At 67.2% G+C, this 26,777-nt stretch carries 21 protein-coding genes and 1 riboswitch; of the genes, 13 read left to right on the forward strand and 8 right to left on the reverse strand.

Translation table 11 applies throughout. From position 1 onward, the window contains the following. Positions 1-26 precede the first annotated feature (26 nt). The 5 genes from D2T30_RS14775 to D2T30_RS14795 all read right to left on the reverse strand — a co-directional run bounded on the left by D2T30_RS14775 (position 27) and on the right by D2T30_RS14795 (position 6,619). On the reverse strand, positions 27-1,247 hold the full coding sequence (locus D2T30_RS14775) for a glycosyltransferase family protein (protein ID WP_128209507.1): 1,221 nt from the start codon (positions 1,245-1,247) through the stop codon (positions 27-29). Between the two features lie 39 nt (positions 1,248-1,286). Then, positions 1,287-2,054 carry an HAD-IIB family hydrolase gene (locus D2T30_RS14780; RefSeq protein WP_128209508.1) on the reverse strand — a complete coding sequence of 256 codons (768 nt, stop codon included), beginning with the start codon at positions 2,052-2,054 and terminating at the stop codon, positions 1,287-1,289. A 72-nt stretch (positions 2,055-2,126) separates the two neighbouring features. Continuing rightward, the gene (locus D2T30_RS14785; protein ID WP_128184881.1) at positions 2,127-2,774 is read right to left on the reverse strand and encodes a TetR/AcrR family transcriptional regulator; all 648 of its coding nucleotides are present in this window, start codon (positions 2,772-2,774) and stop codon (positions 2,127-2,129) included. A 6-nt stretch (positions 2,775-2,780) separates the two neighbouring features. After that, a complete protein-coding gene (locus tag D2T30_RS14790) occupies positions 2,781-5,189 on the reverse strand; it encodes a membrane-bound PQQ-dependent dehydrogenase, glucose/quinate/shikimate family (RefSeq protein ID WP_128209509.1) in 2,409 nt (802 codons plus the stop codon). 332 nt (positions 5,190-5,521) lie between these two features. Beyond that, positions 5,522-6,619 carry a hypothetical protein gene (locus tag D2T30_RS14795; protein WP_128209510.1) on the reverse strand — a complete coding sequence of 366 codons (1,098 nt, stop codon included), beginning with the start codon at positions 6,617-6,619 and terminating at the stop codon, positions 5,522-5,524. A 117-nt stretch (positions 6,620-6,736) separates the two neighbouring features. Here D2T30_RS14795 and D2T30_RS14800 point away from each other — a divergent pair, with 117 nt between their 5' ends. The 5 genes from D2T30_RS14800 (at position 6,737) to D2T30_RS14820 (ending at position 12,174) form a co-directional block, all read left to right on the forward strand. Then, positions 6,737-7,933, forward strand: coding sequence for an amidohydrolase (locus tag D2T30_RS14800; protein ID WP_128209511.1), 1,197 nt, complete (start codon positions 6,737-6,739; stop codon positions 7,931-7,933). After that, a complete protein-coding gene (gene mgrA / locus D2T30_RS14805) occupies positions 7,914-8,957 on the forward strand; it encodes an L-glyceraldehyde 3-phosphate reductase (protein WP_128209512.1) in 1,044 nt (347 codons plus the stop codon). Before D2T30_RS14800 ends, mgrA begins: the two co-directional genes overlap by 20 nt. Before the next feature lie 141 nt (positions 8,958-9,098). Then, entirely contained in the window at positions 9,099-9,524 is a 426-nt protein-coding gene (locus D2T30_RS14810) for a MarR family winged helix-turn-helix transcriptional regulator (RefSeq protein WP_128184891.1), read from the forward strand. 41 nt (positions 9,525-9,565) lie between these two features. After that, entirely contained in the window at positions 9,566-11,143 is a 1,578-nt protein-coding gene (locus tag D2T30_RS14815) for an efflux MFS transporter permease (protein WP_380730249.1), read from the forward strand. Further along, the gene (locus D2T30_RS14820) at positions 11,140-12,174 is read left to right on the forward strand and encodes an HlyD family secretion protein (protein ID WP_128209514.1); all 1,035 of its coding nucleotides are present in this window, start codon (positions 11,140-11,142) and stop codon (positions 12,172-12,174) included. The genes D2T30_RS14815 and D2T30_RS14820 overlap by 4 nt, the downstream gene beginning before the upstream one ends. Before the next feature lie 186 nt (positions 12,175-12,360). On the opposite strand, the gene D2T30_RS14825 is transcribed toward D2T30_RS14820, so the two are convergent. Together D2T30_RS14825 and D2T30_RS14830 are read right to left on the reverse strand one after the other, a co-directional pair. Beyond that, positions 12,361-13,089, reverse strand: a complete 729-nt coding sequence (locus D2T30_RS14825; RefSeq protein ID WP_128209515.1) for an outer membrane beta-barrel protein — start codon at positions 13,087-13,089, stop codon at positions 12,361-12,363. Between the two features lie 11 nt (positions 13,090-13,100). Continuing rightward, positions 13,101-14,549: a metal-dependent hydrolase family protein gene (locus D2T30_RS14830; RefSeq protein ID WP_128209516.1), complete on the reverse strand. Its 1,449-nt coding sequence runs from the start codon at positions 14,547-14,549 to the stop codon at positions 13,101-13,103. A gap of 303 nt (positions 14,550-14,852) precedes the next feature. Beyond that, a riboswitch (guanidine-I (ykkC/yxkD leader) is annotated at positions 14,853-14,962 on the forward strand. Between the two features lie 66 nt (positions 14,963-15,028). Between D2T30_RS14830 and D2T30_RS14835 the strand changes: the two genes are divergently transcribed. Genes D2T30_RS14835 through atzF form a run of 7 tightly spaced genes read left to right on the forward strand, consistent with a single transcriptional unit; the run spans position 15,029 to position 24,469 of the window. Next, complete coding sequence (locus tag D2T30_RS14835; protein ID WP_128209517.1) at positions 15,029-16,096, forward strand: putative urea ABC transporter substrate-binding protein; 1,068 nt, start codon at positions 15,029-15,031, stop codon at positions 16,094-16,096. 12 nt (positions 16,097-16,108) lie between these two features. Further along, positions 16,109-16,921, forward strand: coding sequence for an ABC transporter permease (locus tag D2T30_RS14840; RefSeq protein ID WP_128209518.1), 813 nt, complete (start codon positions 16,109-16,111; stop codon positions 16,919-16,921). Next, entirely contained in the window at positions 16,918-17,775 is an 858-nt protein-coding gene (locus D2T30_RS14845; RefSeq protein WP_128209519.1) for an ABC transporter ATP-binding protein, read from the forward strand. The genes D2T30_RS14840 and D2T30_RS14845 overlap by 4 nt, the downstream gene beginning before the upstream one ends. Further along, a complete protein-coding gene (locus D2T30_RS14850) occupies positions 17,747-18,559 on the forward strand; it encodes an urea amidolyase associated protein UAAP1 (RefSeq protein WP_128209520.1) in 813 nt (270 codons plus the stop codon). The genes D2T30_RS14845 and D2T30_RS14850 overlap by 29 nt, the downstream gene beginning before the upstream one ends. 11 nt (positions 18,560-18,570) lie before the next feature. Continuing rightward, on the forward strand, positions 18,571-19,167 hold the full coding sequence (locus tag D2T30_RS14855; protein WP_128209521.1) for an urea amidolyase associated protein UAAP2: 597 nt from the start codon (positions 18,571-18,573) through the stop codon (positions 19,165-19,167). A gap of 5 nt (positions 19,168-19,172) precedes the next feature. Continuing rightward, entirely contained in the window at positions 19,173-22,676 is a 3,504-nt protein-coding gene (locus D2T30_RS14860) for a 5-oxoprolinase/urea amidolyase family protein (protein WP_128209522.1), read from the forward strand. After that, positions 22,673-24,469, forward strand: coding sequence for an allophanate hydrolase (gene atzF, locus D2T30_RS14865; protein WP_241651300.1), 1,797 nt, complete (start codon positions 22,673-22,675; stop codon positions 24,467-24,469). The genes D2T30_RS14860 and atzF overlap by 4 nt, the downstream gene beginning before the upstream one ends. Before the next feature lie 15 nt (positions 24,470-24,484). On the opposite strand, the gene D2T30_RS14870 is transcribed toward atzF, so the two are convergent. Further along, positions 24,485-25,447, reverse strand: coding sequence for an AraC family transcriptional regulator (locus D2T30_RS14870; RefSeq protein ID WP_128184927.1), 963 nt, complete (start codon positions 25,445-25,447; stop codon positions 24,485-24,487). A gap of 80 nt (positions 25,448-25,527) precedes the next feature. Here D2T30_RS14870 and D2T30_RS14875 point away from each other — a divergent pair, with 80 nt between their 5' ends. Next, the gene (locus D2T30_RS14875) at positions 25,528-26,745 is read left to right on the forward strand and encodes an MFS transporter (protein ID WP_128209523.1); all 1,218 of its coding nucleotides are present in this window, start codon (positions 25,528-25,530) and stop codon (positions 26,743-26,745) included. The last annotated feature ends 32 nt before the right edge of the window (positions 26,746-26,777 follow it).

Raw genomic sequence — 26,777 nt, forward strand, 5'->3', positions numbered from 1 at the left:
CTGCGCCGCTGCCACGAAACCGGACGCTATTCCGTATCCGCCATATCCGCCGCCACCGCCGCCCGGAAATCCGACAGCAGCGTCGGATCGGCCGCATGGACGAGGTTCCAGTTCGGGATGAAGGGCAGCTCCTGCGGATTGTCGAGGAACATCTGCCCCGCCTGCATGATGTTCTCGGCGAACATCGCGATCGAGGTTTCCTCGGAATGGCGCTCGAACACCAGCCCGTTCATCATCGCATCATGCGAATAGACGTCGAGCAGATCGAGCGCCCGGCGGTGATAGGTCGCCTTCAGCGTGCGGAAGATGTTGGGCGAAAACACCGTCCCGTCCGCCGCCAGCTTGCGGAAGATCGCCTTGCAGATGTCGAGCGACATGCGGTTCAGCCCGGCCTGCGCATCCTCGGCCGAAAGGTCCTGATGCTTGTGGTCGTAGATGTCGGCGATCTCCACCTGACAGACGGCGCGCGGGCCCATGTTGCGCCAGGCCTCGGAGAGGATGCCGATCTCCAGCCCCCAGTCGGCGGGCATGCGCAGGTCGGGCAGGGTGGCGGTGCGCATGGCGAATTCGCCCGACAGCGGGTAGCGGAAGGCGCGCAGGTAATCGATGTAGTCGCGGTCCCCCAGCACCTTCTTCAGCGCGATCAGCAGCGGGCTGACAAGATTGCGCGTCACCCGCCCGCCCATCCGGTTGTTGCCGATCCGGGGGTAGAAGCCCTTGGACAGGTGATAGGGGAAGGCCGGATGCACCACCGGATAGACCAGCCGCGACAGCATCCCGCGTTCATAGGTGACGATGTCGCAATCGTGGATCGCCATCACCGCGCTGTCGGCGCAGGCGATCAGATAGCCGATGCAGCCCCAGACGTTGCGGCCCTTGCCCGGCTCGATCGGGCCGATGCCCAAGGGTTCCAGCCGGTCCATGATCGCCCGCACCCGCGGCCCGTCGTTCCAGATCACCACATGGTTCTGCGGCAGCACGGAAAAGAACTCGCGCGCATGGCGGAACTGCGCCTCATCCGCCGCATCGAGACCGATGATGATCCGGTGCAGGTATTTCACCTTCGACAGTTCCTGCAGGATCTTGCCGAGCGCCGGGCCTTCGAGTTCGGAAAACAGCGAGGGCAGGATCAGCGTGATCTTGCGCACCTGCGCAAAGGTTTCCAGCCGGTATTCAAGCTCTTCAAGCGGGCGGGTGCGCAGATTGTGGAACTGCGCGATATTCCCGTTCTGCTGGAAATCAGCCATGATCCTGTCCTTTCAGGCGCGCTGCGCCCCTGTGCCACGTCATCCGGCGGGCAAGGTGGCCAGAACATGTTCCAGCCCCTCCCGCCATCCTTCCGGGCCGCTGGCCTGCGTGCGCAGGATGCGGCCTTCGTCTTCGCCCGGCAGCGGCGGCAGGCCGGGGCCGTGATCGTTGCGGATGACGATGCCGCGATCCGCCGCCGCGATCATTTCCGCATCATTCGGCGCATCGCCAAGCGCCACCGTCAGATCGGGGCTGAAGCGCGCGATCAGCTCGGCCATCCGTCTGGCCTTGGTGCCGCCGTAGCTGAGCGTCAGGAACCGTCCGCCGCGACGCCCGCTGATGCCCTGCGCCTGCAACGCCGACAGGAACGCCGTAAGGTCAGCTTCGGATCCCTGCCACAGGCCCGGCTCGGAAAATCCCCGCCTGCGGGCAAGGATCGCATCCGCTTCCGACAGGCCGGTGACAGTGCGGACCTCCTCCACGCTCATGTCGGAAAAACCCCGGAAGGGCGCGCCGGTCGCGCGGATCGCCGCACAGAGCCTGCGGTAGGGGCCGTCGTCCAGCGCGCCCTCAAAGATCGCCGCGCCGTTTTCCACGATCGCGGGCCAGCGCGTCAGGCCAAGCCGTTCCTGCCAGACCGCGATTTCCGCCGCCGTCTTGGACGAGGCCAGAATGACCGGAACCCCGTCCCCGGCAAGCCGCCGCAACATCGGCTGCGCAGGCGCATAGTCATAGGTTTCGTGATCGAGGAGCGTGCCGTCGAGATCGGTGAAGATCAGCAGGCGTGGGCGCGTGTTCGGAGTCATCACCATGACCCTAGGGCAAACGCGGCGCGAAAGATAGCCGCAGCGCCGCCAAAATCCCCGACCCGCGCCGGATCACGCCGATCCATGCGTGACGATGCGGCCTGTCACCATGTCGAGCAGCTTGTCCAGATAGCGCGTCTGCGCATCGGCTGCCGTCATGTCCTGCCGCAGGACCGCGGTGCGGATGATCATGTCCCCGAAAACGGCGTCGAAAAGCATCTCGGGCAGGTCCTCATGGTCGAAATCGGCGGGCAGCCTGCCGCGGGCGATTTCCTCCTCGAAAGCCTCGTTCATCAGCTTGTACCAGACGCCCGGCCCATGCGTATGCCACGCCACGCCGATCTCGGGCGCCAGCTTCGCGCCGGTGACGATCAGGCGGAAGAAATCCGGATGGCTCGGCTTCAGGATGACGCGGATCAGTTCGACAAGGATGGCGCGCAATCTGGTGCGCAGGTCGGCGTCGCGCGGCGCATGGGGGGCAATGTCGGACAGGAAATCGGCGCACAGATATTGCACCGCCTCGACCATCAGCCCGTGCCGGTCGCCGAAATGACGATAGAGCGTCGCCTTGGACGCCCCCGCCTCGCTGGCGATCAGATCCATGCTGGTGCCGTCGAGGCCGTCGCGCAACAGGATGCGCGCGGCCTCGGCGACCAGTTCCCGCCGCCTCGCCTTGCCTCTGGAGATCTTCGGAGAGGCGGGGCGAGGAGCGGTTGGCATATGGGTCTACTTCTTGTCTGGCAGTGCGAAGGCGATGACATAATCACCGCGATCGGGGGACTGGCGCGCCCCACCGGCTACGATGACGATATACTGCTTACCCGTCACTGGCGAGATGTAACTCATCGGCGTGGCCTGCGCCCCGACCGGCAGGCGGCCTTTCCACAGTTCCTTGCCCGTTTCGATGTCCATCGCGCGCAGATAATAGTCCTGCGTGCCGGCGTAGAAGACGATTCCCGAAGCCGTGACGACCCCGCCGCCAAGCGTCGGCATGCCAAGCGGCACCGGCAGACCGACCCGCAGGCCGTCCATCTTGACATCCTGCACGGTGCCGGCCGGACGTTCCCAGACAAGCTGCTGCGTCTTCAGGCTGACCGCGGCGAACACGCCCCACGGCGGCTGCTGGCACGGCAGGCCGAGCGGCGAGTTGAAGGCCTCGTGGTCGATGACGAAGGGCGTGCCGATCATCGGATAGGTCGATCCGACGCCGTGGCCCGAGACGAGCGAGTCCATGTCCACGCCTTCGGCCGGGCGCAAAGTCACCACCTGCGGCATGCGGATGTCGTTGACAAAGAGGAAACCGTTGCGCTTGTCCAGCGCCGCGCTGCCCCAGTTGAAGCCACCGTAGTAGCCCGGATAGATCAGCGTCGGTTCAAGGCTGGGGGCGGTGAATTCGCCCTTGTAGTTCAGCTTTTTGAACGCGATCCGGCAGGCGAGCTGGTCAAAGAATGTGGCGCCCCACATGTCCTGTTCGGTCAGCGGCTTGGTCCCGAAGGACGGCATGTCGACCGTGTAGGGCTGGGTCGGCGAAACGCGGTCGCCAAAGGCCACTTCCTGCGGCACGGGGCGTTCCTCGACCTTCGAGATCGGTTCGCCGGTGCGGCGGTCCAGCATGAACAGCTGCCCGCGCTTGGTCGGCTGGATCAGCGCCGGGGTGCCGTCGGGCAGGTCATAGAGCGTCGGCTGCGAGGCGAGGTCATAGTCCCAGATGTCGTGATGCGCGGTCTGGAAGACCCATTTGTCGCGCCCCGTGGCGATATCCAGCGCGACCACGCCCGTCGAATATTTGTCGGTCAGCGGCGGGCGATCGCCACCCCAGAAGTCGGGCTGCTGATTGCCGAGCGGCATGTAGACGAGGCCGAGCTTTTCATCGAAAGCCGGATGGGTCCACATGTTCGGCGTCGAACGGGTGTAGGTTTCGCCTTCCGGCGGCAGGCGGGTGATCTCGGGGTTGCCCAGATCCCAGGCCCAGACCAGTTCCCCCGTATCGGCGGAAAAGGCCCGGATCACGCCCGAAGGCTCGTCCAGCGCGCGGCCGTCGAAGACCCAGCCGCCGACCACGATCAGGTTGCGGATGATCGTCGGCGCCGAGGTATAGGCGTAGGAGAAGCTATGGCCGAATTTCACATCGCCAAGGCCGGTCATCATCGAAACCTTGCCGTCCGTGCCGAAATCGGTGCAGAGCGCGCCGGTATCCGCGTCGAGCGCGACGATATCGGCGTCCATCGTCACCTGGATGATCCGGCGTTCGCACAGCGCGCCTGCTGCCGGGACCACATGGGTCTCGCCCTCGATCGGATAGGGGGCGGAGACGGCGGCGGGTTCGTAATAGCCGACACCACGGCAGCGGTTCCAGACGGTCTTGGTGTTCTGCAACTCGACCCGGTGACGCCATTTGACATCGCCCGTATCGGCGTTCAGCGCGATCACCTCGGAGGTCGGCGTGCAGGTGTAAACCGTGTCGCCGATCTGCGAGGGCGTGTTCTGCGATTCCGAGGCGCCCACGGCAAGCTCGCCCGAGCGGAACTGCCATGCGATCTGAAGATCCTTGACGTTGTCCTTGTTTATCTTGTCGAAAGCGACGAAGCGCGTGCCCTCGGGATCGTTGCCGTAGAATTCCCAGTTGGCGGTGCCGTCATCCTGCAGCGCGATGGGATCGTTCTGCGCGGCGACGTTGTTTTCGATCACGCCATGCGGCTTGAACATCGCGGCGAAGCCCGCCACCAGCAGCAGGGCAAAGACACCCGCCACGGCGAAGCTTTCCTTGCGAAAGCGGCCGCCGGTCAGCAGCGGATGGATCAGCCCCGCGATCAGCCCCATGACGAGGAAGGGCGCCAGCCGCGGCACGAGGCCCCAGTAGTCGAACCCGACCTCATGGAGCGACCACAGCACGGTGAAGACCGTCAGCGCGGCCAGCAGAGCCGCCGCCGCCGGCCTGCGCAGGATATACAGGATCCCCGCCACCAGCATGACGACCCCGGCGATCAGGTAATACCAGCTTCCGCCGAGCGAAATCAGCTCGACCCCTCCGAGTCCCAGTCCAAGCCCGCTGAGCGCCAGCAGGCCGCCCAGAAGCCACAGGACAATGCGACTCCATCCGGTGGCCGAGGCCCCGGTGGCAGAGATTTTATCCATGTCTTTTCCCAAAATATGTCGGTTCACGACCGCGCGGGGCGGTGATTCCCTCCCGCAACGAAACTGCGCGGTTTCATTAGAGCACTTTTGCGTGTTCCGAAAGACATTTTGTCGCACCCTTGCCCGTGGCGCATGGGGGGCTTGCGGGGGCGGTTCCGTCTCTGGGCCGGACGGGGTGTGTCAGGACAGGCGAAGCAAGGGGGCCAGCCCCCTCGCGGCTTCGCCGCTCACCCCCGGGATATTTCTGGAAAGATGAATGGAGAAGGAACTCCTGCGGAGAGGAAATGCGATCCGCGATCCGTGGAGCCATTTTTCCGTGGATTGTCAGACGGTCAGGTTGCCGCGGTCCACAGGCGGAAACGGCTCTGGCCGGTGATCTCGCGCACCACGCCGGCGTCAAGCATGCGCGCCAGCATCCGTTCGGCGCTGTCGCGGCTGATGCCGGTTGTCAGCGCCGCATCCTCGGTGCTGAGCAGCGGGCGGCTGATCAGCGCGTCGATCAGCCGGGCGGGCGTGCGGCCCTTGATGCCGGCGGTCGTCGCGCGGGCCGAAACGGCCCATGCGTCCAGTCGCCGCAGGTCGAGCATCGCCGCCAGTGCTCCGGACCGGACCGAGACGATCCAGCGTCGCAGGCGTTCCTCGGCGGTGCCGCCGGAGTTCCACACCTGCCGCGCCGTCGCGCAGGGCGCGAAGCCGATCATCCGGTTCTCGCTTGCCGCGATGCGCGAGGCCGCCGTCGCCGGTTCCGTCACCACGCCCGAGGCGGACAGGCTGCACAGCGGCCACAGCCGGTAGGCGAAGGCCGCGCGGGTGAGGGGGTGGGCGTCGTCCAGCTCGGCCAGCCCCATGCCGAAATCCGCGGCGGCGGCGGAAAACTCGGCCCCCGCGAGCCTGCGGCGGAAATCGCCCGGAACGGCGGAGACGGCATCCGGATCGGCCTCGTGCAGGCCGAGGAAGTCGCGCAGCCCGCCGGGCGGGGCAGGGCGCTGTTCCAGCCGCCGCAGCGCCCAACGCGCTCGTGCCAGATCGGTGTGCAGGCGCGGATCCGTCGCCCGTGCCATCAGGTCGCGGCCGATCTCCTCCCGGCGCAGGCGGGTGCCTTCGGCCCAGGCCATCGCCTCGGCCTCGATCAGGGCAAGGCGGGTCACGGCGCCTTCGCCCAGATGTTCGGTCATCATGTCGAGGCGCCCCAGCTCCGCCGCCGCACGGGCAAGCTCGGCCGCCTGCGCGGCCTCGGCCAGCCGCCATTCCCCGGCATCCACCAGAATGCGCCGGTCGGCCCGGGGGCCGGGCTGATCGGCGGGATCGTCGTCCGGCAGGTCGGGCAGGAACCAGGCCGTGTCGCCCGCCTCCGGATCGGGATCATAGGGGGAGGGGAGGCCGAAGGCCTCGTCCGGGTCGTCCTGCGGAAGATTGCGATGCGAAGTCATGCCACCACTATATATCGTGATCGCCCCTCCCCGCCAGAGCGGATGGCGCGCCGCGCTGGCCTCCGGCGCGGCAACGTGGCAGGATCGCGCCCGTCCCAAGCAAGAGCCGGAGCCCCGATGCCGATCCGCAACCGATTTTCCGAGATGCTGCCCGAAATGACCGCCTGGCGGCACGATTTCCACGAACATCCCGAGCTGCTTTACGACCTGCCGCGCACCTCGGCGCGGGTGGCCGACCTGCTGCGCGGCTTCGGCTGCGACGAGGTGGTGACGGGTATTGCGCAAACCGGCGTTGTCGGCGTGATCCGGGGGCGGGGGCGGGGGCCGGGCCGGGTCGTCGGCCTGCGCGCCGACATGGACGCCCTGCCGATCGGGGAAACCACGGGGCGCGCCTATGCCTCGCACACGCCGGGGCGGATGCACGCCTGCGGGCATGACGGGCACATGACGATGCTGCTTGGCGCGGCGAAATACCTGGCCGGGACGCGGAATTTCGACGGCACGGTCGTGGTCATCTTCCAGCCCGCCGAAGAAGGCGGCGGTGGCGGGCTGGCGATGGTGCAGGACGGGCTGTTTGTGCGCTGGAACATTCAGGAGGTCTACGGGATGCACAATCATCCGGGCCTGCCGGTCGGGCATTTCGCCATCCGGCCCGGGGCGATCATGGCCTCGGCCGACAGTTTCGAGATCATCCTGACCGGCAAGGGTGGCCATGCGGCGCGCCCGCATCTGTGCGTCGATACGATGGTCGTGGCGGCGCAGGTCATCACCGCCTTGCAAACGGTCGTGTCGCGCGGTGTCGATCCGATGGAACAGGCGGTGCTGTCCGTCAGCACTATCACCACCGACAGCCCCGCCTACAATGTCCTGCCGCAGGTCGTGCGGATGAGCGGCACCGCCCGCACGATGAGCGAATCCGTCCGCGGCTTCATCGAGAGCCGCGTGAAGGAAATCGTCACCGGCGTCGCGACCGCCCTTCAGGCGCAGGCCGAGGTGATCTGGCAAAGCGGCTATCCGGTCACGGTGAACGGCGCCGCGGAAACCGACCATGCCATCGCCGCCGCCCGCGCTGTCAGCGCCGATGTGGATGCCGATGTCGCCCCGCAGATGGCCGCCGAGGATTTCAGCTACATGCTGCGCGAATGCCCGGGCGCCTATATCCTGCTGGGCAACGGTGCATCCGCCCCCGTGCATCACCCGGATTACGATTTCGACGATGCCGCCTTGCCCTTCGGCGCAAGCTGGTATGTCGAGATCGCCGAAAATCGCCTTGGAGCGCCAGAAGGAGATCGCCATGACCTACAATCCCGCTGAAACCCGCTACGATAGCGCGCAATACAAGCGCTGCGGCCGCTCCGGGCTGCTGCTGCCGCGCCTCTCGCTTGGCCTTTGGCACAATTTCGGCGAGCCGGTGCCGTTGACGACGCAGAAAGAGATGATCTTTCGCGCCTTCGACCTTGGCATCACGCATTTCGATCTGGCCAACAACTACGGCCCGCCTCCGGGCAGCGCCGAGCGCAACTTCGGCCGCATCCTCGCCGACGACCTGAAGGCCTATCGGGATGAGATCATCATCTCGACCAAGGCCGGCTGGGACATGTGGCCCGGTCCCTACGGTCAGGGCGGTGGATCGCGCAAGATGCTGCTGGCGAGCCTCGACCAAAGCCTGTCGCGGATGGGGGTCGATTATGTCGACATCTTCTATTCGCACCGCTTCGACGCGGAAACGCCGCTTGAGGAAACCGCCTCGGCGCTGGCGCAGGCGGTGAAGCAGGGCAAGGCGCTGTATGTCGGCATCTCCTCCTATTCCGGCCTCAAGACGCGCGAGATGGCCGCGCTGCTGAAGGCCGAGGGCGTGCCCCTGCTGATCAACCAGCCCTCCTACAACATGTTCAACCGTTGGGCCGAACAGGACCTGTTCGCCGCCTGCGAAGAGGTGGGATCGGGTGTCATCGTCTTCACCGCGCTGGCGCAGGGACTGCTGACCGGGAAATACCTGAACGGCGTGCCGGAACATGCGCGGATCCATCAGCCGGGCGGCGGATCGCTGCTGCCCGCGCATCTGAAGCCCGAAAACATCGCCCGCGCCCGCGTATTGAACGAAATCGCCGCGCGCCGCGGGCAGAGCCTTGCGCAGATGGCGCTGGCATGGGTGCTGCGGCTGCCCGCCGTCACCTCGGCGCTGATCGGGGCGTCAAGCGCCGCGCAGATCGAGGAAAACGTCAAGGCATTGGAAGAGCTCGATTTCACCGAGGCCGAACTGGCCGAGATCGAAACCTATGCGGTCGAGGGCGGGGTAAACCTGTGGGATAAGCCCTCGCACGATCAGGCGGTCTGAACGGGGAGGGGCGGGCTTCGGCCTGCCCTGTCCGTTTCGCACAGGCCCCCGTGCGCCCGCGCGCAGATTTCCGTCACCGGCGCTATTCCATCACGCTTCTTAGCACGCTAATTAATGTGCCTGCTTATGAATGAGTCGGTGATGGACGACACTCTGCTTCTGGAAAGCCTGCTTCGGGTGATGCGCGAACTGCGCAGCCAATATGACGCCTCGGCGCGCGATCTCGGCCTCACGATGGCGCGGGCGCGGGTGGTGACCATGCTTGCCCGGATGGAGGGGGCGACACAGTCCGAACTCGCCGCCGCGCTGGAAATCGAGCCGCCGACCCTGAAACGCCAGATCGACGCGCTGGAACGCGACGGCTTCATCGAACGGCGCGAGGCGCCGGGCGATCTGCGCAAGCGCGCGCTGTATCTGACCGACCGCAGCCGCGCCGCGCCCACGACCCGCTTTCTGGACCATATCCGCGCCGAGCTGTTGCAGGGCATCTCGCCCGAGGAACAGGAAACGGTGCGCAGGATCCTCGACCGGATCGCTGACAACGCGGTGGCGCTTTCCCGGAAATGAGCGAGCCCGCGCAAAATCCGGCGCCGCAACCCGCGCCGCAGATGTCCTTGCCACGGACGCTTGCCTATATGTCGGCGGCGGTGCTGATCGCGCTTGGCGCGGGGCTGGGGCAGGGGTTCGTCTCGGCCAATATCTCGCAGATCGCCGGGGATCTTGGCGTGACCACGACCGAGGCAAGCTGGCTGTTGATCGCCTTCATCGTGCCGCGCAGTTGCCTGCCGATCCTGCTGATCAAGATCCGCACCCAATACGGCCTGCGCCGCTTTACCGAAATCTCGACCATCGTCTATGTTCTCGCCGATTTCGCCGCCGTCTGGATGGACGATCTGCGCTCGGCCATTCTTGTGGAGTTCCTGTCCGGCTCGGCCTCGGCCTCGCTGTCGACGCTGGCCTTCCTCTACATGATCGAGCCCTTGTCGCAGCAATGGCGGATGCGGCTCGGCCTGCCGATGGCGCTGTGCTTTCTGGCCATGGGACCGTCCTTCGCGCGGGTGATCTCGCCCGCGCTGATCGGCGACGGCGGGCTGTTGCGGGTCCATCTGATGGCGCTTGGCATGGCGCTGATATCGCTGGTGTCGGTCTACGTGCTGCCGCTGCGTCCGGTGCCGCATATGAAGGTGATCCGGCCGCTCGACCTGATCAGTTTCGCGCTGATCGCCTGCGGGTTCAGCGCGGTGATCACCGGCTTCGTCATGGGGCCGCTGCGCTGGTGGACGGATGCGCCGTGGCTGGGCGCGCTTCTGGCGGCGGGCGTCGGTGCCTTCGCCGTGGCGATGGTGATCGAGCTGCACCGCAAGGAGCCGCTGCTGGACATCCGCTGGCTCGCCTCGCCGGCAATGGTGCATCTGACGGGGGCGCTGCTGATCTTCCGCATTATCCTCTCGGAACAAAGCACCGGCGCGCCGCGGATGTTTCAGGTGCTCGGGATCGCGCCGTCACAGCTTGTGACGCTGTTTTCGGTGATCTGCCTGTTCACCCTGCTGGGCACGCTGGCCTGCGTCGCGTGGATGAAGCCGACCCGGGTGCCGCAGTTCCATTTCATCGCGCTGATCCTGATCGCCTGTGGCGCGTGGATGGATTCGCAGGCGACGATGGACACACGGCCCGAACAGATGATCCTGTCGCAGGCGCTGATCGCCTTTGCCGGGATGCTGTTCATGCCGCCCGCGATGATCTCCGGGCTGATCTCGGCGATGAAGAAGGGGCCGCAATACATCCTGTCCTTCATCATCATCTACATCTCGACGCAGAGCGTGGGCGGGATGATCGGCTCGGGGCTGTTCACCACGCTCGTCAACCGCCGGCAAGCCTTTCACTATCAGGGCCTGATGGAAGAGCTGGCGACAACCCGCCCCATCGTCGCGCAGACCCTGACGGATCAGGCCACGGCCCTTGCGCCGCAGATCACCGATGCGGCGCTGCGCCGCGCGCAGGTGGTGACGCAGATGGCGACGGATGCCTCGAACCAAGCCTATGTCATGGCCTATAACGACCTCTATTTCCTCACATTCCTCCTTGCGGTTCTGGCCGCCTCGGCGCTGTGCCTGCATGTCTTCCGGGACTGGTTGGCCGCGCGGATCGAGGCCCGCCGGACCCCCACGCCCGAGACCTCCTCATGACCAGATCCCATATCCTCCCCACCATTGTCGCCGTGCTGATCGGCCTTGCCGGCGTGCTGCTGCTGCTGTTCGCATGGCATCTGCCGCCCTTCGCGCATAGCGACCCCTTCACCGAGAACGCCTATCTGCGCGGCAAGGTCACCACCATCGCGCCGCAGCTTTCGGGCTATCTGCACGAGGTGGATGCCGTCGATTTTCAGGAGGTGAAGAAGGGCGACCTGATCGCCCGGATCGACGACCGGATCTACCGTGAAAAGCTGGCGCAGGCGGAGGCGGGCCTTGCCGCCGCGCAGGCCGCGCTGAAGATCGCCGAGCAGAACATCGCCTCCACCAAGGCGGTGGAGCGCGCCAATCAGGCGGCGCTGGCCTCCGCGCAATCGGTCCTTGCCACGGCGCAGACCAATGCCGAACGGTCGCGCGCGCTGACCCATCAGGGCGTGACTTCGCAGCAGACCGCCGATCAGACCGAACTGGCCCTGCGTCAGGCCGAGGCCGCCGTCCGTCAGGCCGAGGCGCAACTGGATGTCCAGCATGAGGCGATCCTGTCCGCGCAGGTCCAGCTATCGGCCCGGCAAGCGGATATCGCCAATGCTGCGGCCGCGGTCGAACTGGCCCGAATCGACCTCTCGAACACCGAGATCCGCGCCCCCGAGGATGGCCGTCTGGGTCAGGTCAGCGCCCGCACCGGGCAATATGTAACGGCGGGAACGGCGCTCGTCTCGCATGTCGGGCGCGATCTCTGGGTCATCGCGAATTTCAAGGAAACCGAGCTGCACGGCATGGAGATCGGCCAGAAGGTCCGCTTCCGCGTCGATGCGCTGGCCGGCCGGACCTTCACCGGCCGGGTCGAGGCCTTTTCGCCCGCGACCGCCTCGGAATTCAGCCTGCTGTCGGGCTCGAACGCCACCGGCAACTTCACCAAGATCGCGCAGCGCCTGCCCGTGCGGATCGCGATCGACCCCGATCAGGACAGGATCCCCCAACTCGCCCCGGGCATGTCGGTCGAGGTCACGGTTTCCACCCAGGGGTAACGGTCGAAGGATCGGGCGTGAACTCATGAAGAAATGCTTAACATAATTTGCATTATTCGTCATTCGGACGGTCAGGGCATCGTCCGAATGCGACAGGCTCAGGCCAGCCTCTTTCTGACATCGAAGCCGGAGGCGCCACGGTCCGGAATTCCGTCATGCCGATGGCCCCGGCTGAGCCGCCGAACGTCAGAACCGCCAGGTCACGCCAAGAAGCGGCCCGGCCATCGTCACGTCCATCCGGGTGCCGCCGCTCCGGTAATCGACGTTCAGCTGCCGGTAGCCGGCGGACACGTAAAGATTGTCGTTCACCTGATAATTCGCGGTGGCGACGATCTGGAACGTGCGATCCGATCCCACGCCGAAACCGCCCGCATCGGCATAGAAGATCGCCGACCAGCGCGGCGCCAGCGCGACATTCGCCCGCAGCGCGAGGATGGGATCGACGAAATCCTTGCCGGGCGACGCCTGCGCCGCGCCCCCGGCGACCGAGATCGTGCTTTTGACATTCCACGCCCGGGCGCCGGCCAGAACGTCCAGCGACATCCCGTCGTCGGCTATGGCGCGATACCCCGCGGCCAGCGTCAGGGACCGCTGCGAAAGCTTGCCGCGCGCCGGATAACCGGGCGGGATCCGGCCGTCTTTCGAGCTTGAGGAATAGCTGAAATCCCCCAGAACCACGAAGCGGTCCCTGCGGGCATAGCCCGACAGGAAGAAGGCCCCGTCCAGATCCTCCATCACCTCCGAAAACGACTTGTCGAGGGACAGGGTCGGCGTCCCGCTGAACGGCGTCAGCTTCCCGCCAAGGCCCGAGGCCCAGACATAGGGCGTGATCTGCCCGCTCCAGCCGTCCTGCGCGGCGGCGGGCAAGGCGGTTGCGATCGTCAGGGCCGCCGCGGCCAGCAGGTGACGTGCCATCGGGCCTCCCCTCACAGGCTGTCCTTCACGACGCGCCCGCCCTTCATGATGAGCCGCAGGTTGTCGGAATCGGCAAGCCACGACAGGTCGGTGTCGGTCTCGCCGTCGATCACCAGCAGATCGGCCAGCGCCCCTTCGGCGATCACGCCAAGCCGCCCGTCATAGGGCGCACGCGCGCCGGACAGGGCCAGAAGCTGACCGGCAGCGCCGGTCGCGCGATGCAGCGCCTCGAGCGGCGACATGAAGCGCGCCAGTTTCGCCAGTTGCCGCGCCTGACTTTCGCCGCCACCGTAAAGGATGTCCGTGCCGAAGGCCCAGTTCACCCTGTGCTTCTGGGCCCATTCAAAGGCCTGCACGGTGCCTTCCGATACCGCTGTCTGCGCGGCGACCGCCTTGGGATCGGTGTATTGGTTGGCGTCCTCGTCTGCGAGGAACGGCTGGATCGACCACCATGCCCCGGCATCGGCCATCATCCGGACCGTATCCTCGTCGGCCAGTTGCCCGTGTTCGATGGACTTCACCCCGGCCGCAAGGCAGCGCCGGATCCCCGGCGAGGTATAGACATGGGCGCAGACATAGGTGCCCCAATCCGCCGCGGCATCGACGGACGCCCGCATCTCGGCCTCGGTGAATTGCAGCGATTCCAGCGGATCGTATTGCGAGGCGACACCGCCCCCGGCCGCGATCTTGATCTGGCTTGCACCTTTCATCAGCTGTTCGCGGGTGCGGCGCAGGACCTCGGGCACGCCATCGGCGATGGCGGCCATGCCCTGAGCCTCGGGATAGGAGGCGGGATCCAGCGGCATCTTCGGCAAGGTATTGGCAAAGCGGAAATCGCCGTGCCCCGAGGTCTGCGAGATGATCGCGCCCGCCGGGAATATCCGTGGCCCCTCGACGACACCGCGGTCGATGGCCGCCTGCAACGCGAAGGCCGGGCCGCCGACATCGCGCACCGTGGTGAACCCGCGCATCAGCGTCGCACCGGCCTCGCGCCCCGCCACGAGATGCACGAAACCGGGTTCCTGCGTCATGGCGACAAGCTGGCTGACCGCGACCAGCGTCGTGTGCCAATGCGTGTCGATCAGGCCGGGGATGACGGTGCGCCCGCCGCAGTCGATGCGCTCCGCGTCCTCCGGCCCCTGCCCGGGCGCAGGCAGCGCGGCGATGCGGCCATCGCGGACAAGGATGTCATTCCCCTCGCGGATAGACAGCGTCTCGCCGTCGAAAAACCGGAGGTTGGTCAGCAGCAGCGGCCGCCCCGCCGTCTGGGCGCGCAGCTCCCGTGGCGCAAGACCGAAGCCCGCGAACATGCCGATCACCGCCGACATGCCGCCCAGCATCTGCCGGCGCGAGATATCGGCCTCGATCCGCCGCATCGCGGCCAGGGTCTCCGGCGTGCCGCAGTGGCAGAAGTGAAGCCTGCCGTTGGCAGAAGAAGGTGCGAAACAGGCCTGGCACATGGGGTATCCTCCCGTCGAATCCGCGCGCTGCGAGATTGCCGATGCTGAAGGTATCAGCAAAACGAAGGGGAAACTCAATCGCCGTGAAAGAATGCACCCCAATTCGTCTTTCGGCCCGTCGGTTGGCCGGCGCGGCGATTCGCCCCTCGACTCCGCCGCGCCGATAATTGCGGCATATGCGGCTGCGATAGCGTGATCCGGCCCAACAAATAGACACGATCCGCAGGCCGGCGGCGTTTTTCACCCCCTTGCGTTTCGCGTCATTGACGCGAACGGCCGCCGATCGCTATCCGGGAATCATTCAGAGTTGGCGGCTAGGGTTCCGGCACCGAAAGGTGTGACTGGTCCGAGAGCTACCACCAGCGGGGGAGACATCCCCGTTTGGCGCACGGCGGGATAAAAGCCCGGGAGACCTCGTCCAGCCAAGGGATTGGCGGCGATGGTCCGTCATTCCCTCATGTATATGAAAGGAAGGACCCATGTCGACTCGCCGTAGCGTTCTTGTCGCCACCCTTGCCGCGCTGAGCGCATTCGCCCTCTCTCCGGCGCAGGCCCAGACCAAAACCGATTTCAAGGTCGCCTGGTCGATCTATGTCGGCTGGATGCCCTGGGGCTATGCCGCCGATCATGGCATCGTGCAGAAATGGGCGGACAAATACGGGATCACCATCGAGGTGACCCAGTTCAACGATTATGTCGAATCCATCAATCAATATACCGTCGGCGCCTATGACGCCGTGACGCTGACCAATATGGACGGGCTTTCCATCCCGGCCGAAGGCGGCGTCGATACGACCGCGGTGATCGTGGGCGATTTCTCGGCCGGCAATGACGCGGTGATCCTCAAGGACAGCGACAATCTGGCGGATATCGCGGGGCGCAACGTCAATCTGGTGGAATTCTCGGTCTCGCATTACCTGCTGGCCCGGGCGCTGGAAAGCGTGGGGCTGAGCGAGCGGGACCTGAAGGTGGTCAATACCGCCGATCCCGACATGGTCGGCGCGTTCCAGACGCCGGATGTGACGGCGATGGTCACATGGAACCCGATGGTGTCGGAAATCCTCGCCCTGCCCGGTGCCAACAATGTCTTCGACAGCTCCGACATCCCCGGCGAGATCATCGACCTGATGGTCGCCAATACCGCGGTGCTGGCCGACAACCCCGATTTCGGCAAGGCGCTGGCGGGGATCTGGTATGAGACGGCGGCCCTGCTGACCGCCGACACGGCCGAAGGCGCCGCCGCGCGTGCGGCGATGGGCGCGGCCTCGGGCACCGATCAGGCGGGCTACGAGGCGCAGCTGACCGCCACCCGGCTGTTCGACCAGCCCGCGGATGCGGTGGCCTTCGTCACCTCGCCCGCGCTGGAAACCACGATGGACCATGTGCGCACCTTCCTGTTCGAAAAGGGGCTGCTGGGGGCGGGCGGTTCCTCGCCCGATGCGGTGGGCATCGAATTTCCCGGCGGCACGGTGATGGGGGATGCGGGCAATGTCGCCTTCCGCTTCACCGACACCTACATGAAACTCGCCGCCGACGGCGCGCTCTGACGGATGGCCGCCATGCGTCTCGTCAATGTCAGACCCGACCGCACGGTTCGGCTGATGCTTGGCCTGCTGCCGTTCGTGCTGCTGGTGATGGCTTATGTCATCGGCTCGGCCGCGCGGCTTGCCGAGAACCCGAACGACAAGCTGCTGCCCGCGCTTTCCACACTGGCCCAGACCATCAACACGCTGGCCTTCGTGCCCGACGCGCGGACGGGCAACTACATTCTTTGGACCGATACCCTTGCCAGCCTGACGCGGCTGGCTTGGGGGCTGGGGATCTCGACGGCCTCGGCGCTGGTGATCGGGCTGGTGACGGGCATCCTGCCGGTGGCGCGGGCGGCGCTGGCGCCGGTGGTGACCTTCGTTTCGATGGTGCCGCCGCTGGCGCTGTTGCCGATCCTGTTCATCGTGCTGGGTCTGGGCGAGGTGTCGAAGATCGCGCTGATCGTCATCGGGGTGACGCCGATCATGGCGCGGGACCTTGCGCTGGCCGCCGCCGCCCTGCCGCGCGAACAGATCGTCAAGGCCGAGACGCTATCGGCGTCAAGCTGGCTCATCGCCTGTCGCGTGGTGCTGCCGCAGATCCTGCCGCGCCTGATCGACAGCCTGCGGCTGCAGCTTGGCCCGGCGTTCCTGTTCCTGATCGCGGCCGAGGCGATTTCGGCGGATGCGGGGCTCGGCTACCGGATCTTCCTCGTGCGACGCTATCTCGCGATGGATGTGATCTTCCCCTATGTGGCGTGGATCACGCTCCTGTCGGTGCTGATCGACATCGGCCTGAGCACGCTGCGCCGCCGCCTGTTCCCCTGGTCGGAGATGGCGCGATGAGCGGGATCGAGATCCGGAACCTGTGGAAGGAATACGGCGATCAGATCGTGCTGGAGAATATCTCCCTCACCATCGCGCCGCGGGCCTTCGTCGCGCTGGTCGGGCCCTCGGGCTGCGGCAAGACCACCTTCCTGCGAATGATCCTCGGGCAGGAAAGCGCGACGCGGGGCGAAATCCTGCTCGACGGCAAGCCCCTGCCGAAGGAGCCGGGGCCGGATCGCGGCGTGGTCTATCAACGGTATTCGGTCTTTCCGCATATGACGGTTCTGGGCAATGTCATGGCGGGGCCGGAAATGCGCACGGCCCGCATCCTTGGCCGCCGCTTCGGCGCGGCGCGCCGGGCGATCGCCGACGAGGCCCGCGCCATGCTGGCCGAGGTCGGACTGGCGGGGTCCGAGGACAAGTATCCCGCCCAGCTTTCCGGCGGGATGCAACAGCGGCTGGCGCTGGCGCAGGCGCTGATGATGAAGCCGCGGGTGCTGCTGCTCGACGAACCCTTCGGGGCGCTCGACCCCGGCATCCGCGCCGACATCCACGCCCTGATGCGGCGCCTGTGGAACGAGATCGAGATGACGGTGATCATGGTCACCCACGATCTGCGCGAGGCCTTCACCCTCTCGACCCGGATCATCGCCTTTGAGCGGCGCCGGGACCGCCCCGAGGAACAGGCCCGCTACGGCGCGACCATCGCGCAGGACATCCTGATCTGGCCGCCGCGCGTGGCCGGGCGCAGGACCATGTATGAAATCGACCTTCACAGCCTTCGGGACGACCCGACCACGATGGGACAGTTCGCCGGGACGACCCGGCCTACCGGAGATGGACATGCTCAAACATATTCCGCGCTCGGCTGAGGCGATCGCCGCGGACCGGGCCCGTTACGAGGCGCATCAGAAAAGGGGCCTCGAATTCGCCCCCAAGGCATTGCCGGAACCAAGCCCCCGCCCTGCGCCCGCCCCCGCGCCGCAAGAGGTGATCGGAACGGAAACCGTTCCGGGCGGCTGGTATCACGTGCTGAAGCTCGCGCAGGGCGAGCGGCTGCGGATCGCGGCCGGCGGCCCCGGTTCCTCGGTCTCGCTGGCCGTATGGGCGGCGGCCGACAGTTCGGAACGGATGAACCTGCCCGACACGGTGAAACTCCAATGGACGACCGAGCTGCGCCGCGGCCGCGTGGTGTTTTCCGACATGGGGCGGGTGCTGTTCTCGATCACCGAGGACAGCTCGGGCGCCCATGACGTGCTGACCGGCGGCAGTCCGGCGCGCGCGCCCTTCACCCCCGGCGCCCGCAACACGCGCGAGAACATGGTCATCGCCGCCGCCAAGCTCGGGCTGGACAAGCGCGACCTGCCGGCGCTGCTGACCTTCTTCGCCCCGGTCCGGGTCGATGCGGGGGGCGGGTTCTTCTGGAACCCCGCGCTTCTGGCGGGCGACGACTGGGTGGAGCTGCGCGCCGAGATGGACCTGCTGATCGCGCTGTCGAATACCCGCCATCCGCTCGACCCCTCCGGCCCGACGACGGGCGAAGGACCGGCCATCACCGTGACGCGGCTTGCCGCCGCGCCCATCGCCCAGGACGACCTGTGCCGCACCGCCACCGCCGAAGCCGTCCGCGGCTTTGAAAACAACGCGCGCGCCTGAGGGTCACGACAATGGAACAGATCCACGACATTCCCGCCAACCGCCCCTGGTCGGGCCTTGTGAAAAAGGGCCAGACCATCCGCATCATCGACAGCTACGGCCAGCAGGCGATCGACACGATCTTCTACAACGCCCATGACGTCGCCGAGCGCTATTCCAGTCAGGACACGATGCGTGAACAGAATGGTGCCTATATCACCACGGGCACCAAACTGATGTCCTCGGAAGGCAATGTGATGCTGACCGTCACCGCCGATACCTCGGGCCGGCACGACACCAACGCCGGCTGCTGTTCGTGCGAAAGCAACACGGTGCGCTTTGGCCATGACACCCGCCATCTGCATGCCTGCCGCGACAATTTCATCCTCGAACTCGCCCGGCACGGCATGACCAAACGCGACATCGTGCCCAACATCAACTTCTTCATGAACGTGCCGATCAGCCAGAATGGCGCGATGACCATCGACGACGGCATCTCCGCGCCCGGCGATCACGTCGAGATGCTGGCCGCGATGGATGTGCTGTGCGTGATTTCCAACTGCCCGCAGATCAACAACCCCTGCAACGGCTTCGACCCGACGCCGATCCGCGTCGTGATCCGGGGGTGAAAGCGATGTTCAGCAAGGTCCTTGTGGCGAACCGCGGCGAGATCGCGGTCCGCATCCTGCGCACGCTGAAGAAGATGGGGATCGCCTCGGTCGCCGTCTATTCCGATGCCGACCGCTTTGCCCCCCATGTGCGTCTGGCCGACGAGGCGGTGCGCCTTGGCCCCGCGCCCGCCGCCGAAAGCTACCTGAACGCCGAGGCGGTTCTGGCCGCCTGCCGCGCGACGGGGGCCGAGGCGGTGCATCCGGGCTATGGCTTCCTGTCCGAGAACACCGGCTTTTCCGCGCGTCTGGCCGCAGCGGGCATCGCCTTCATCGGCCCGCGCCCGGAACATGTCGAGGCCTTCGGGCTGAAACATACCGCGCGGGAACTGGCCAAGGCGGCGGGCGTGCCGCTGCTGCCCGGCTCCGGCCTCTTGTCCGACGCCGATGCGGCGGCGGAGGAGGCCGCCCGCACCGGCTACCCCGTGATGCTGAAATCGACGGCGGGCGGCGGCGGCATCGGCATGAGCCTGTGCCCTGACGAGGCCGCATTGCGCGCGGCCTTCGCCGGCGTGCAGCGCACCGCCAGCGCCAGTTTCGGCGATGCGCGGGTCTATCTGGAACGCTTCGTTCCGGATGCGCGGCATGTCGAGGTGCAGGTCTTCGGCAATGGCACGGGCCGGGTGATCGCCCTCGGGGAACGGGACTGCTCGCTCCAGCGGCGCAACCAGAAGGTGATCGAGGAAACCCCGGCGCCGCTTTTGCCCGATGCGGTGCGGGCGCGGCTGCACAGGGCGGCGGCGGATCTGTGCGCGCGCGTCTCCTATGCCTCGGCGGGGACGGTCGAATTCATCTACGATCCGCGCCGCGCGGAGTTCTATTTGCTTGAGGTCAACACCCGCCTGCAGGTCGAACATCCGGTGACCGAGGCGGTCTTCGGCATCGATCTGGTCGAATGGATGATCCGGCAGGCCGCGGGCGAGGATCCGATCCCCGCGACGATGCCCGCCCCGCAAGGCGCGGCGATCGAGGCGCGGCTTTACGCCGAAATGCCCCATGCGGGCTTTCGCCCCTCGGCGGGACTGCTGACCGAAGTGGTCTTTCCCGATACCGCCCGCATCGACGGCTGGATCGAGACGGGCAGCGAGGTCACCACCTTCTACGATCCGATGCTGGCCAAGATCATCGTCCACGCCGCAGACCGTTCCGCCGCGCTCGCCGGATTGCGCGATGCGCTGGCGCGCACCCGCGTTTCGGGGATCGAGACGAACCTCGAGTATCTGCGCGCCATCGTCGGGTCGGAGCTTCTGGCCTCGGGCAAGGTGGCGACGACGGCGCTGGCGGCCTTTGCCTTCGCGCCCGAGGGGATCGAGGTGCTGTCCCCCGGCCCGCAGTCGAGCCTTCAGGAACTGCCCGGGCGGCTGGGGCTGTGGCATGTCGGCGTGCCGCCCTCGGGGCCGATGGACGCGCGGTCGCACCGCAACGCCAACCGGCTTCTGGGCAACCCGCCCGACACCACCACGCTGGAAATGACGGTGAGCGGGCCGGTGCTGCGCTTTCTTGCCCCGGCGCGGGTCGCGCTGGCCGGGGCGCGGATGCGGCTGACGCTCGACGGCACGCCGGTCGAGGGGCCGGTGGTCGAGGTGCCGGCGGGCGCCACGCTTGCCATCGGCGCGATCGAGGGGCCGGGCCAGCGCGCCTATCTGGCGGTCGCGGGCGGGTTCGACGCGCCGGAAATCCTCGGCTCGCGCGCGACCTTCGCGCTTGGCCATTTCGGCGGTCCTGCGGCGGGGGTGCTGAAGACCGGCGACGTGCTGCATATCGGCCGGGCCAAGGTGGGCCCGCCCCTGCCCCCGGAGCCCGGCGGACTGACCCATGACTGGGTGCTTTCGGTGGTCTACGGTCCGCATGGCGCGCCGGATTTCTTTCGTGACAACGACATCGCGACCCTGTTTTCCACCGCATACGAGGTGCATTTCAACTCGGCCCGCACCGGCGTGCGGCTGATCGGTCCGGCGCCGGACTGGGCGCGCAGCGACGGCGGCGATGCCGGGCTGCATCCGTCAAACATCCACGATACCGCCTATGCGATCGGCGCCATCGACTTTACCGGCGACATGCCGATCATTCTTGGCCCGGATGGGCCGAGCCTCGGCGGCTTCGTCTGCCCGGCGGTGGTGACGGCGGAGGATCTGTGGAAGCTTGGGCAACTGCGCCCCGGCGACCGGGTGCGGTTCCGCGCGGCGGAACGCCCGGCGGATCCGGTGGCGGGGCCGGCGCTGCTGCGCATGGGTTCGCCCGTGGTCAGCGCCGTGGAGGGCGCCGTGCCGGTGACCTATCGCCGGCAGGGGGATGAAAACCTGCTGGTCGAATACGGGCCGATGGTGCTGGACATCGAGCTGCGGCTGCGGGTGCAACTGCTGATGCAGGCGGTGCGGGCGGCGGCTCTGCCGATGATCGACCTCACCCCCGGGATCCGCTCGCTGCAACTCCACTACGACAGCAGGCGGATTTCCCGCGCCGACCTTCTGGCGGAACTGCAGCGGATCGAGGCGGCGCTGCCCGCGGCGGATCAGGTCCGGGTGCCTTCGCGCACCGTCTGGCTGCCACTGTCGTGGAACGATCCGCAGGCGGAGCTTGCGATGCGCAAGTATCAGGATCTTGTGCGCCCGAACGCGCCATGGTGCCCGTCGAATATCGAATTCATCCGCCGGATCAACGGGATGGAGGACGAAGCTGAGGTGCGGCGCACGATCTTTGATGCCCGCTATCTGGTGATGGGGCTGGGGGATGTCTATCTGGGCGCGCCGGTGGCGACGCCGGTCGACCCCCGCCACCGGCTGGTGACGACGAAATACAATCCGGCCCGCACATGGACGCCGGAAAATGCCGTCGGCATTGGCGGCGCCTACATGTGCATTTACGGGATGGAGGGGCCGGGCGGCTATCAGCTTTTCGGCCGCACGATCCAGGTCTGGAACACCTGGCGGCGGACGGCGGCCTTTCGCGACAGGCCGTGGCTGCTGGATTTCTTCGACCAGATCCGCTTTTTCCCGGTCAGTCATCAGGAGCTGGAAGAGGCCCGCGCCGCCTTCCCCCACGGCGGCTATGATCTGCGGATCGAGGAAGGCACCTTCGACTGGGCGGCGGAAAAGCGGCGCCTTGCCGAGGAGGCGGACAGTATCGCCGCCTTCAAATCGCGCCAGCAGGCGGCGTTCGGGGCGGAAAGGGCGCGGTGGAAGGCGCTCGGGCTCGATCATTTCCTGCCCGATGAAGGCGCGCGGCTGGAAGGCGCGGACCTGCCCGCCGGCTGCATTGGCGTGGAAAGCCCGGTGCCGGGCAATCTGTGGAAATACCTTGTCGCGCCGGGGGCGCGGGTCGCCGCGGGCGATCCGATCGCCATCCTTGAATCGATGAAGATGGAAATTACCGTGCCGTCGCCCGCGACGGGCCGGCTGCGCGAATTGCGCGCGGCGCCGGGCCGGACGCTGCGCGCCGGCGATGTTCTGGCCGTGATGGAGACCGAATGATGCTGTTGCCCCCGATGATGACCCTGCATTCCATCCGCGCCGCCTATGCCGCGGGCGCGACCCTCCTCGATATCGTCGAGGAAGTGATCGCCCGCCGGGCGCGGCTGGCCGCGCGGGACCCGGCGGTGTTCATCACCCCCGTGCCCGACGCGGCGCTGCGCGCCACCGCCCGCGAACTGACCGCTCGCGGGCCGCAGGGCCTGCCGCTTTTCGGCATCCCCTTCGCGGTCAAGGACAATATCGACGTGGCGGGCCTGCCCACCACGGCGGCCTGCCCCGCCTACGCCTATGACCCAGCGGCGGATGCGACCACGGTGGCGCGGCTGATCGCGGCCGGGGCAATCGTGATCGGCAAGACCAATCTGGACCAGTTCGCCACCGGGCTGAACGGCACCCGGTCGCCCTACGGGGCGCCGCGTTCGGTCTTCGATCCGGATCATGTCTCGGGCGGGTCTTCCTCCGGTTCGGCGGTCGCGGTGGCGGCGGGGGTCTGCGCCTTCGCGCTCGGCACCGATACGGCGGGGTCGGGCCGGGTGCCGGCGATGTTCAACAACCTCGTCGGCATCAAGCCCACGCCGGGCCTTGTCCCCTGCACCGGGGTGGTTCCGGCATGCCGGTCGATCGACGTGGTGACGGTGCTGGCCCTGACCGTGCCCGAGGGGGTCGAGATCCGGCGGATCATGGAAGGTCACGATCCCGCCGACCCGTTTTCGCGCCATGCCGCCCCGGTGGCCCTGCCCCCGCGCCCGCGCATCGGCATCCTTCAGGGGGCCGAGCGGAATTTCTACGGCAATGCCGAGGTCGAGGCGCTCTATGACGCCGCCGCCGCCCGGGCCGAGGCGCTTGGCGCCACGCTTGTCCCCTTTGACTACGCCCCGTTCCGCGAGGCGGCGGCGCTGCTCTATGACGGGCCGTGGGTCGCCGAGCGGCTGGCGGCGGTCGAGGGGTTCCTCGCCACCAACGCAGGGGATTTCGACCCCGTGGTGCGCGGGATCGTCGAGGGCGCGCAGAACCGCAGCGCGGTCGAGGCGTTCCGCGGTCTCTACCGGCTGAAAGAGCTGTGCCAGCAGGTCGCCCCGGTCTGGGAGGCGGTCGACATGCTGATGCTGCCCACATCGCCCACCACCTGCACCGTGGCGGAGATGCTGGCCGATCCCGTCCGGCGCAATAGTGAATTCGGTCTTTACACCAATTTCGCCAATCTGATGGGGCTTGCCGCCATCGCCGTGCCGGGCGGGTTCGGCGCCTCTGGCCTGCCGGCCGGGGTGACGCTGGTGGGGCCGGGCTTCAGCGACGATGCTTTGGCCGGGTTTGCGGCGGCCCTGCATGCGGCGGCGGCCTGCGGTCTGGGGGCCGACCGTGCCGCCCCCGTCCCGCCCGCTCCTCTGCCCGATTTGCCCGAGGACTGGCTGACCCTTGCGGTGGTGGGTGCGCATCTGACGGGGATGCCGCTCAACCACGAACTCACCGGCCCGGGCGGCGTCCTTCTTGCGCGGACGCGCACCGCGCCCGGCTACCGGCTTTACGAGCTGCCGGACAGCGTGCCGCCGAAGCCGGGCCTGATCCGCGACCCGGATTTTACCGGCGATGGCATCGAGGTGGAGCTGTGGGCGCTGCCCGCCGCGGCCTTCGGGCGGTTCGTGGCCCGCATTCCGGCGCCGCTGGGGATCGGCAAACTGGAACTGGCGGATGGCGGGCAGGCCAGCGGTTTCCTGTGCGAAGGCCATGCGCTCCGCGATGCGCGGGAAATCACGTCCTTCGGCGGCTGGCGCGGCTGGCTGGCCGCGCGATAGGATCCGGGCGGGGCGTCAAGACGCCCTGCGCCGGTGGTTTCCCGGCGACACGCCGACGATCCTCTTGAACGCGCGGGCGAAGGCGGCCTGCGATCCGTAGCCAAGACGATGGGCCACCTCGGCCACGGAACTGCCCTCGCGTTCCAGCCATTGCGCGGCCAGCCGCATGCGCAGATCGGTGACATAGCGCAGCGGGCTGATGCCGACGGTCGCGGTGAACCGCTCGGCAAAGACGGATCGCGACGACCCCATCAGCCGTGCCATCGCCGGGATGTCCCAGTCCCGCGACGGATCCTTGTGCAGTGCGACCAGCACCTGGGCGAGGCGCGGATCGCGCAGCGCGGTGATGACGGTCGAGACATTGTCGCAGCCGCATTCCACCCATCCGCGCACGATCAGCGCCGCGATCACATCGGCCAGACGCGCCAGAATGCCGGCCGAACCGGGCCGGTCCTGCGCCATCTCGGTTTCCATGGCGGAGAGGATCGCGCGCATCTCGGGCTGGCGGTGCAGCAGCGCATCGACGGACATCGCCTCGGGCATGAGTGCGACCAGCGGGTGCATTGTCGCCAGATCAAGCTCCATCGCGCCGGTCAGGATCATCGTGTCCTTGCTGCGGCAGGCGGTGGCGTCGCAGGCGCGGATTTCGCAAAAGGCGGGGCAGAGCGGTTCGGGCGTATAGCTGTCGAAATCGCGGGCGGCGACGCGGGGGCCTGACAGGATCCGGTGCGGATGCCCGCGCGGGATCAGCACGGCGTCGCCGGCCCGCATTGCGCGGGGGGCCTGATCGGGCAGGATCAGCACCGCCTCGCCCTGCCCGATGAAGTGAAAGCGCGCGCCCCCGTCCGCCCGGAAATTGACCCCGAAGGGCGGGGACAGGCGCAGCCGCCAATAGCTGGCCCCGCGCAGGCGCATCCCAAGGAGCACCTCGCTGACGGCATCGCGGCTGCCCGCGGTTTCGGAGCTTCGATCAAACATGGCGGACAGACTGGCATGATTTGTCCGGAATTTCCACGCACATTCTGATCATCCGCATTCATAGCGCCAAGGATCGACCCATGCCGACCGACACCACCATGATCGACACGCCCGCCTTTGAAACGACCGCCCCGCCCGAGGCGCCCACGCATGCGGCCTGGGGGGCCGTCTTTTCCATGTCTCTCGGCGTTTTCGCGCTGGTCACGGCGGAGTTCCTGCCCGCCTCTCTCCTGACGCCGCTGGCGCAGGGGTTGCGGGTCAGCGAGGGCATCGCCGGTCAGGCGGTGACGGCCACGGCCTTCGTCGCGCTGCTGACCAGCCTGTTCATCTCGACGCTGGCGCGCGGGATGGACCGGCGGGTGGTGCTGATCGGGCTGTCCGTCCTGCTGATCGCGTCGAACCTGATCGTCGCCGCGGCGCCGGGGGTTGTGACGCTGCTGTTCGGCCGGGTGCTGATGGGCATCGCCCTTGGCGGATTCTGGAGCCTGTCCGTCGCCATGGTGATGCGGCTGGTGCCGGCGGCGATGATCCCGCGGGCGCTGTCCATCATGTTCATGGGCGTGTCGGCGGCGACGGTCTTTGCCGTGCCGGTCGGCAGCTATCTGGGCGCGATCATCGGCTGGCGCGGGGTCTTTCTGGCGGCCGCGGTGCTTGGGGTGCTGGCGCTGATCGTTCAGGCGGCGACCCTGCCCGCCCTGCCCGCGCGCGGCAATGCGCGGGCGGGCATGCTGATCGAGGTCCTGACGCGGCCCGGCATCGGGATCGGCATGGCTGCGGTGCTGTTGGTCTTCGCCGGGCATTTCACCTTTTTCACCTATATCCGCCCCTTCCTTGAAACCGTCACCGGCGTCGGCATCGATGGCGTCACGGCGATCCTGTTCGGCTTTGGCATCGCCAATTTCGCCGGAACCTATCTGGTGGCCTACGCGATACGGTGGTCGCTCCGCGCCACGCTGATGCTGCTGCCGCTGATCATGGGGGGCCTTGCCGTTCTGCTGGTGACCTTCGGAGGTGTCACGGTTCTGGACGCGGCGCTGATCGCGGTGTGGGGGCTGTTCTTCGCCGGTGTTCCCGTGTCCTGGTCGACCTGGATCACGCGTGCCATTCCGGATCAGGCCGAGGCGGGCGGCAGCCTGATCGTGGCGGCGATCAACATCGCCATCGCGACGGGGGCAGGACTTGGCGGTGTGCTGCTGGAAAGCACGGGCCCGCGCGGTGTCTTTCTGGCCAGCGGCCTGATCCTGATCGCGGCGGCGGCGCTGGTGACGGCACGGGTCAGGATCGGCCCCGCGACCTAGGTCGGATGCCCCAACGCCCTGTTGCTGCCCAG

This window comes from Paenirhodobacter populi, from assembly GCF_004022215.1.
Taxonomy (GTDB): Bacteria; Pseudomonadota; Alphaproteobacteria; order Rhodobacterales; family Rhodobacteraceae; genus Rhodobacter; species Rhodobacter populi.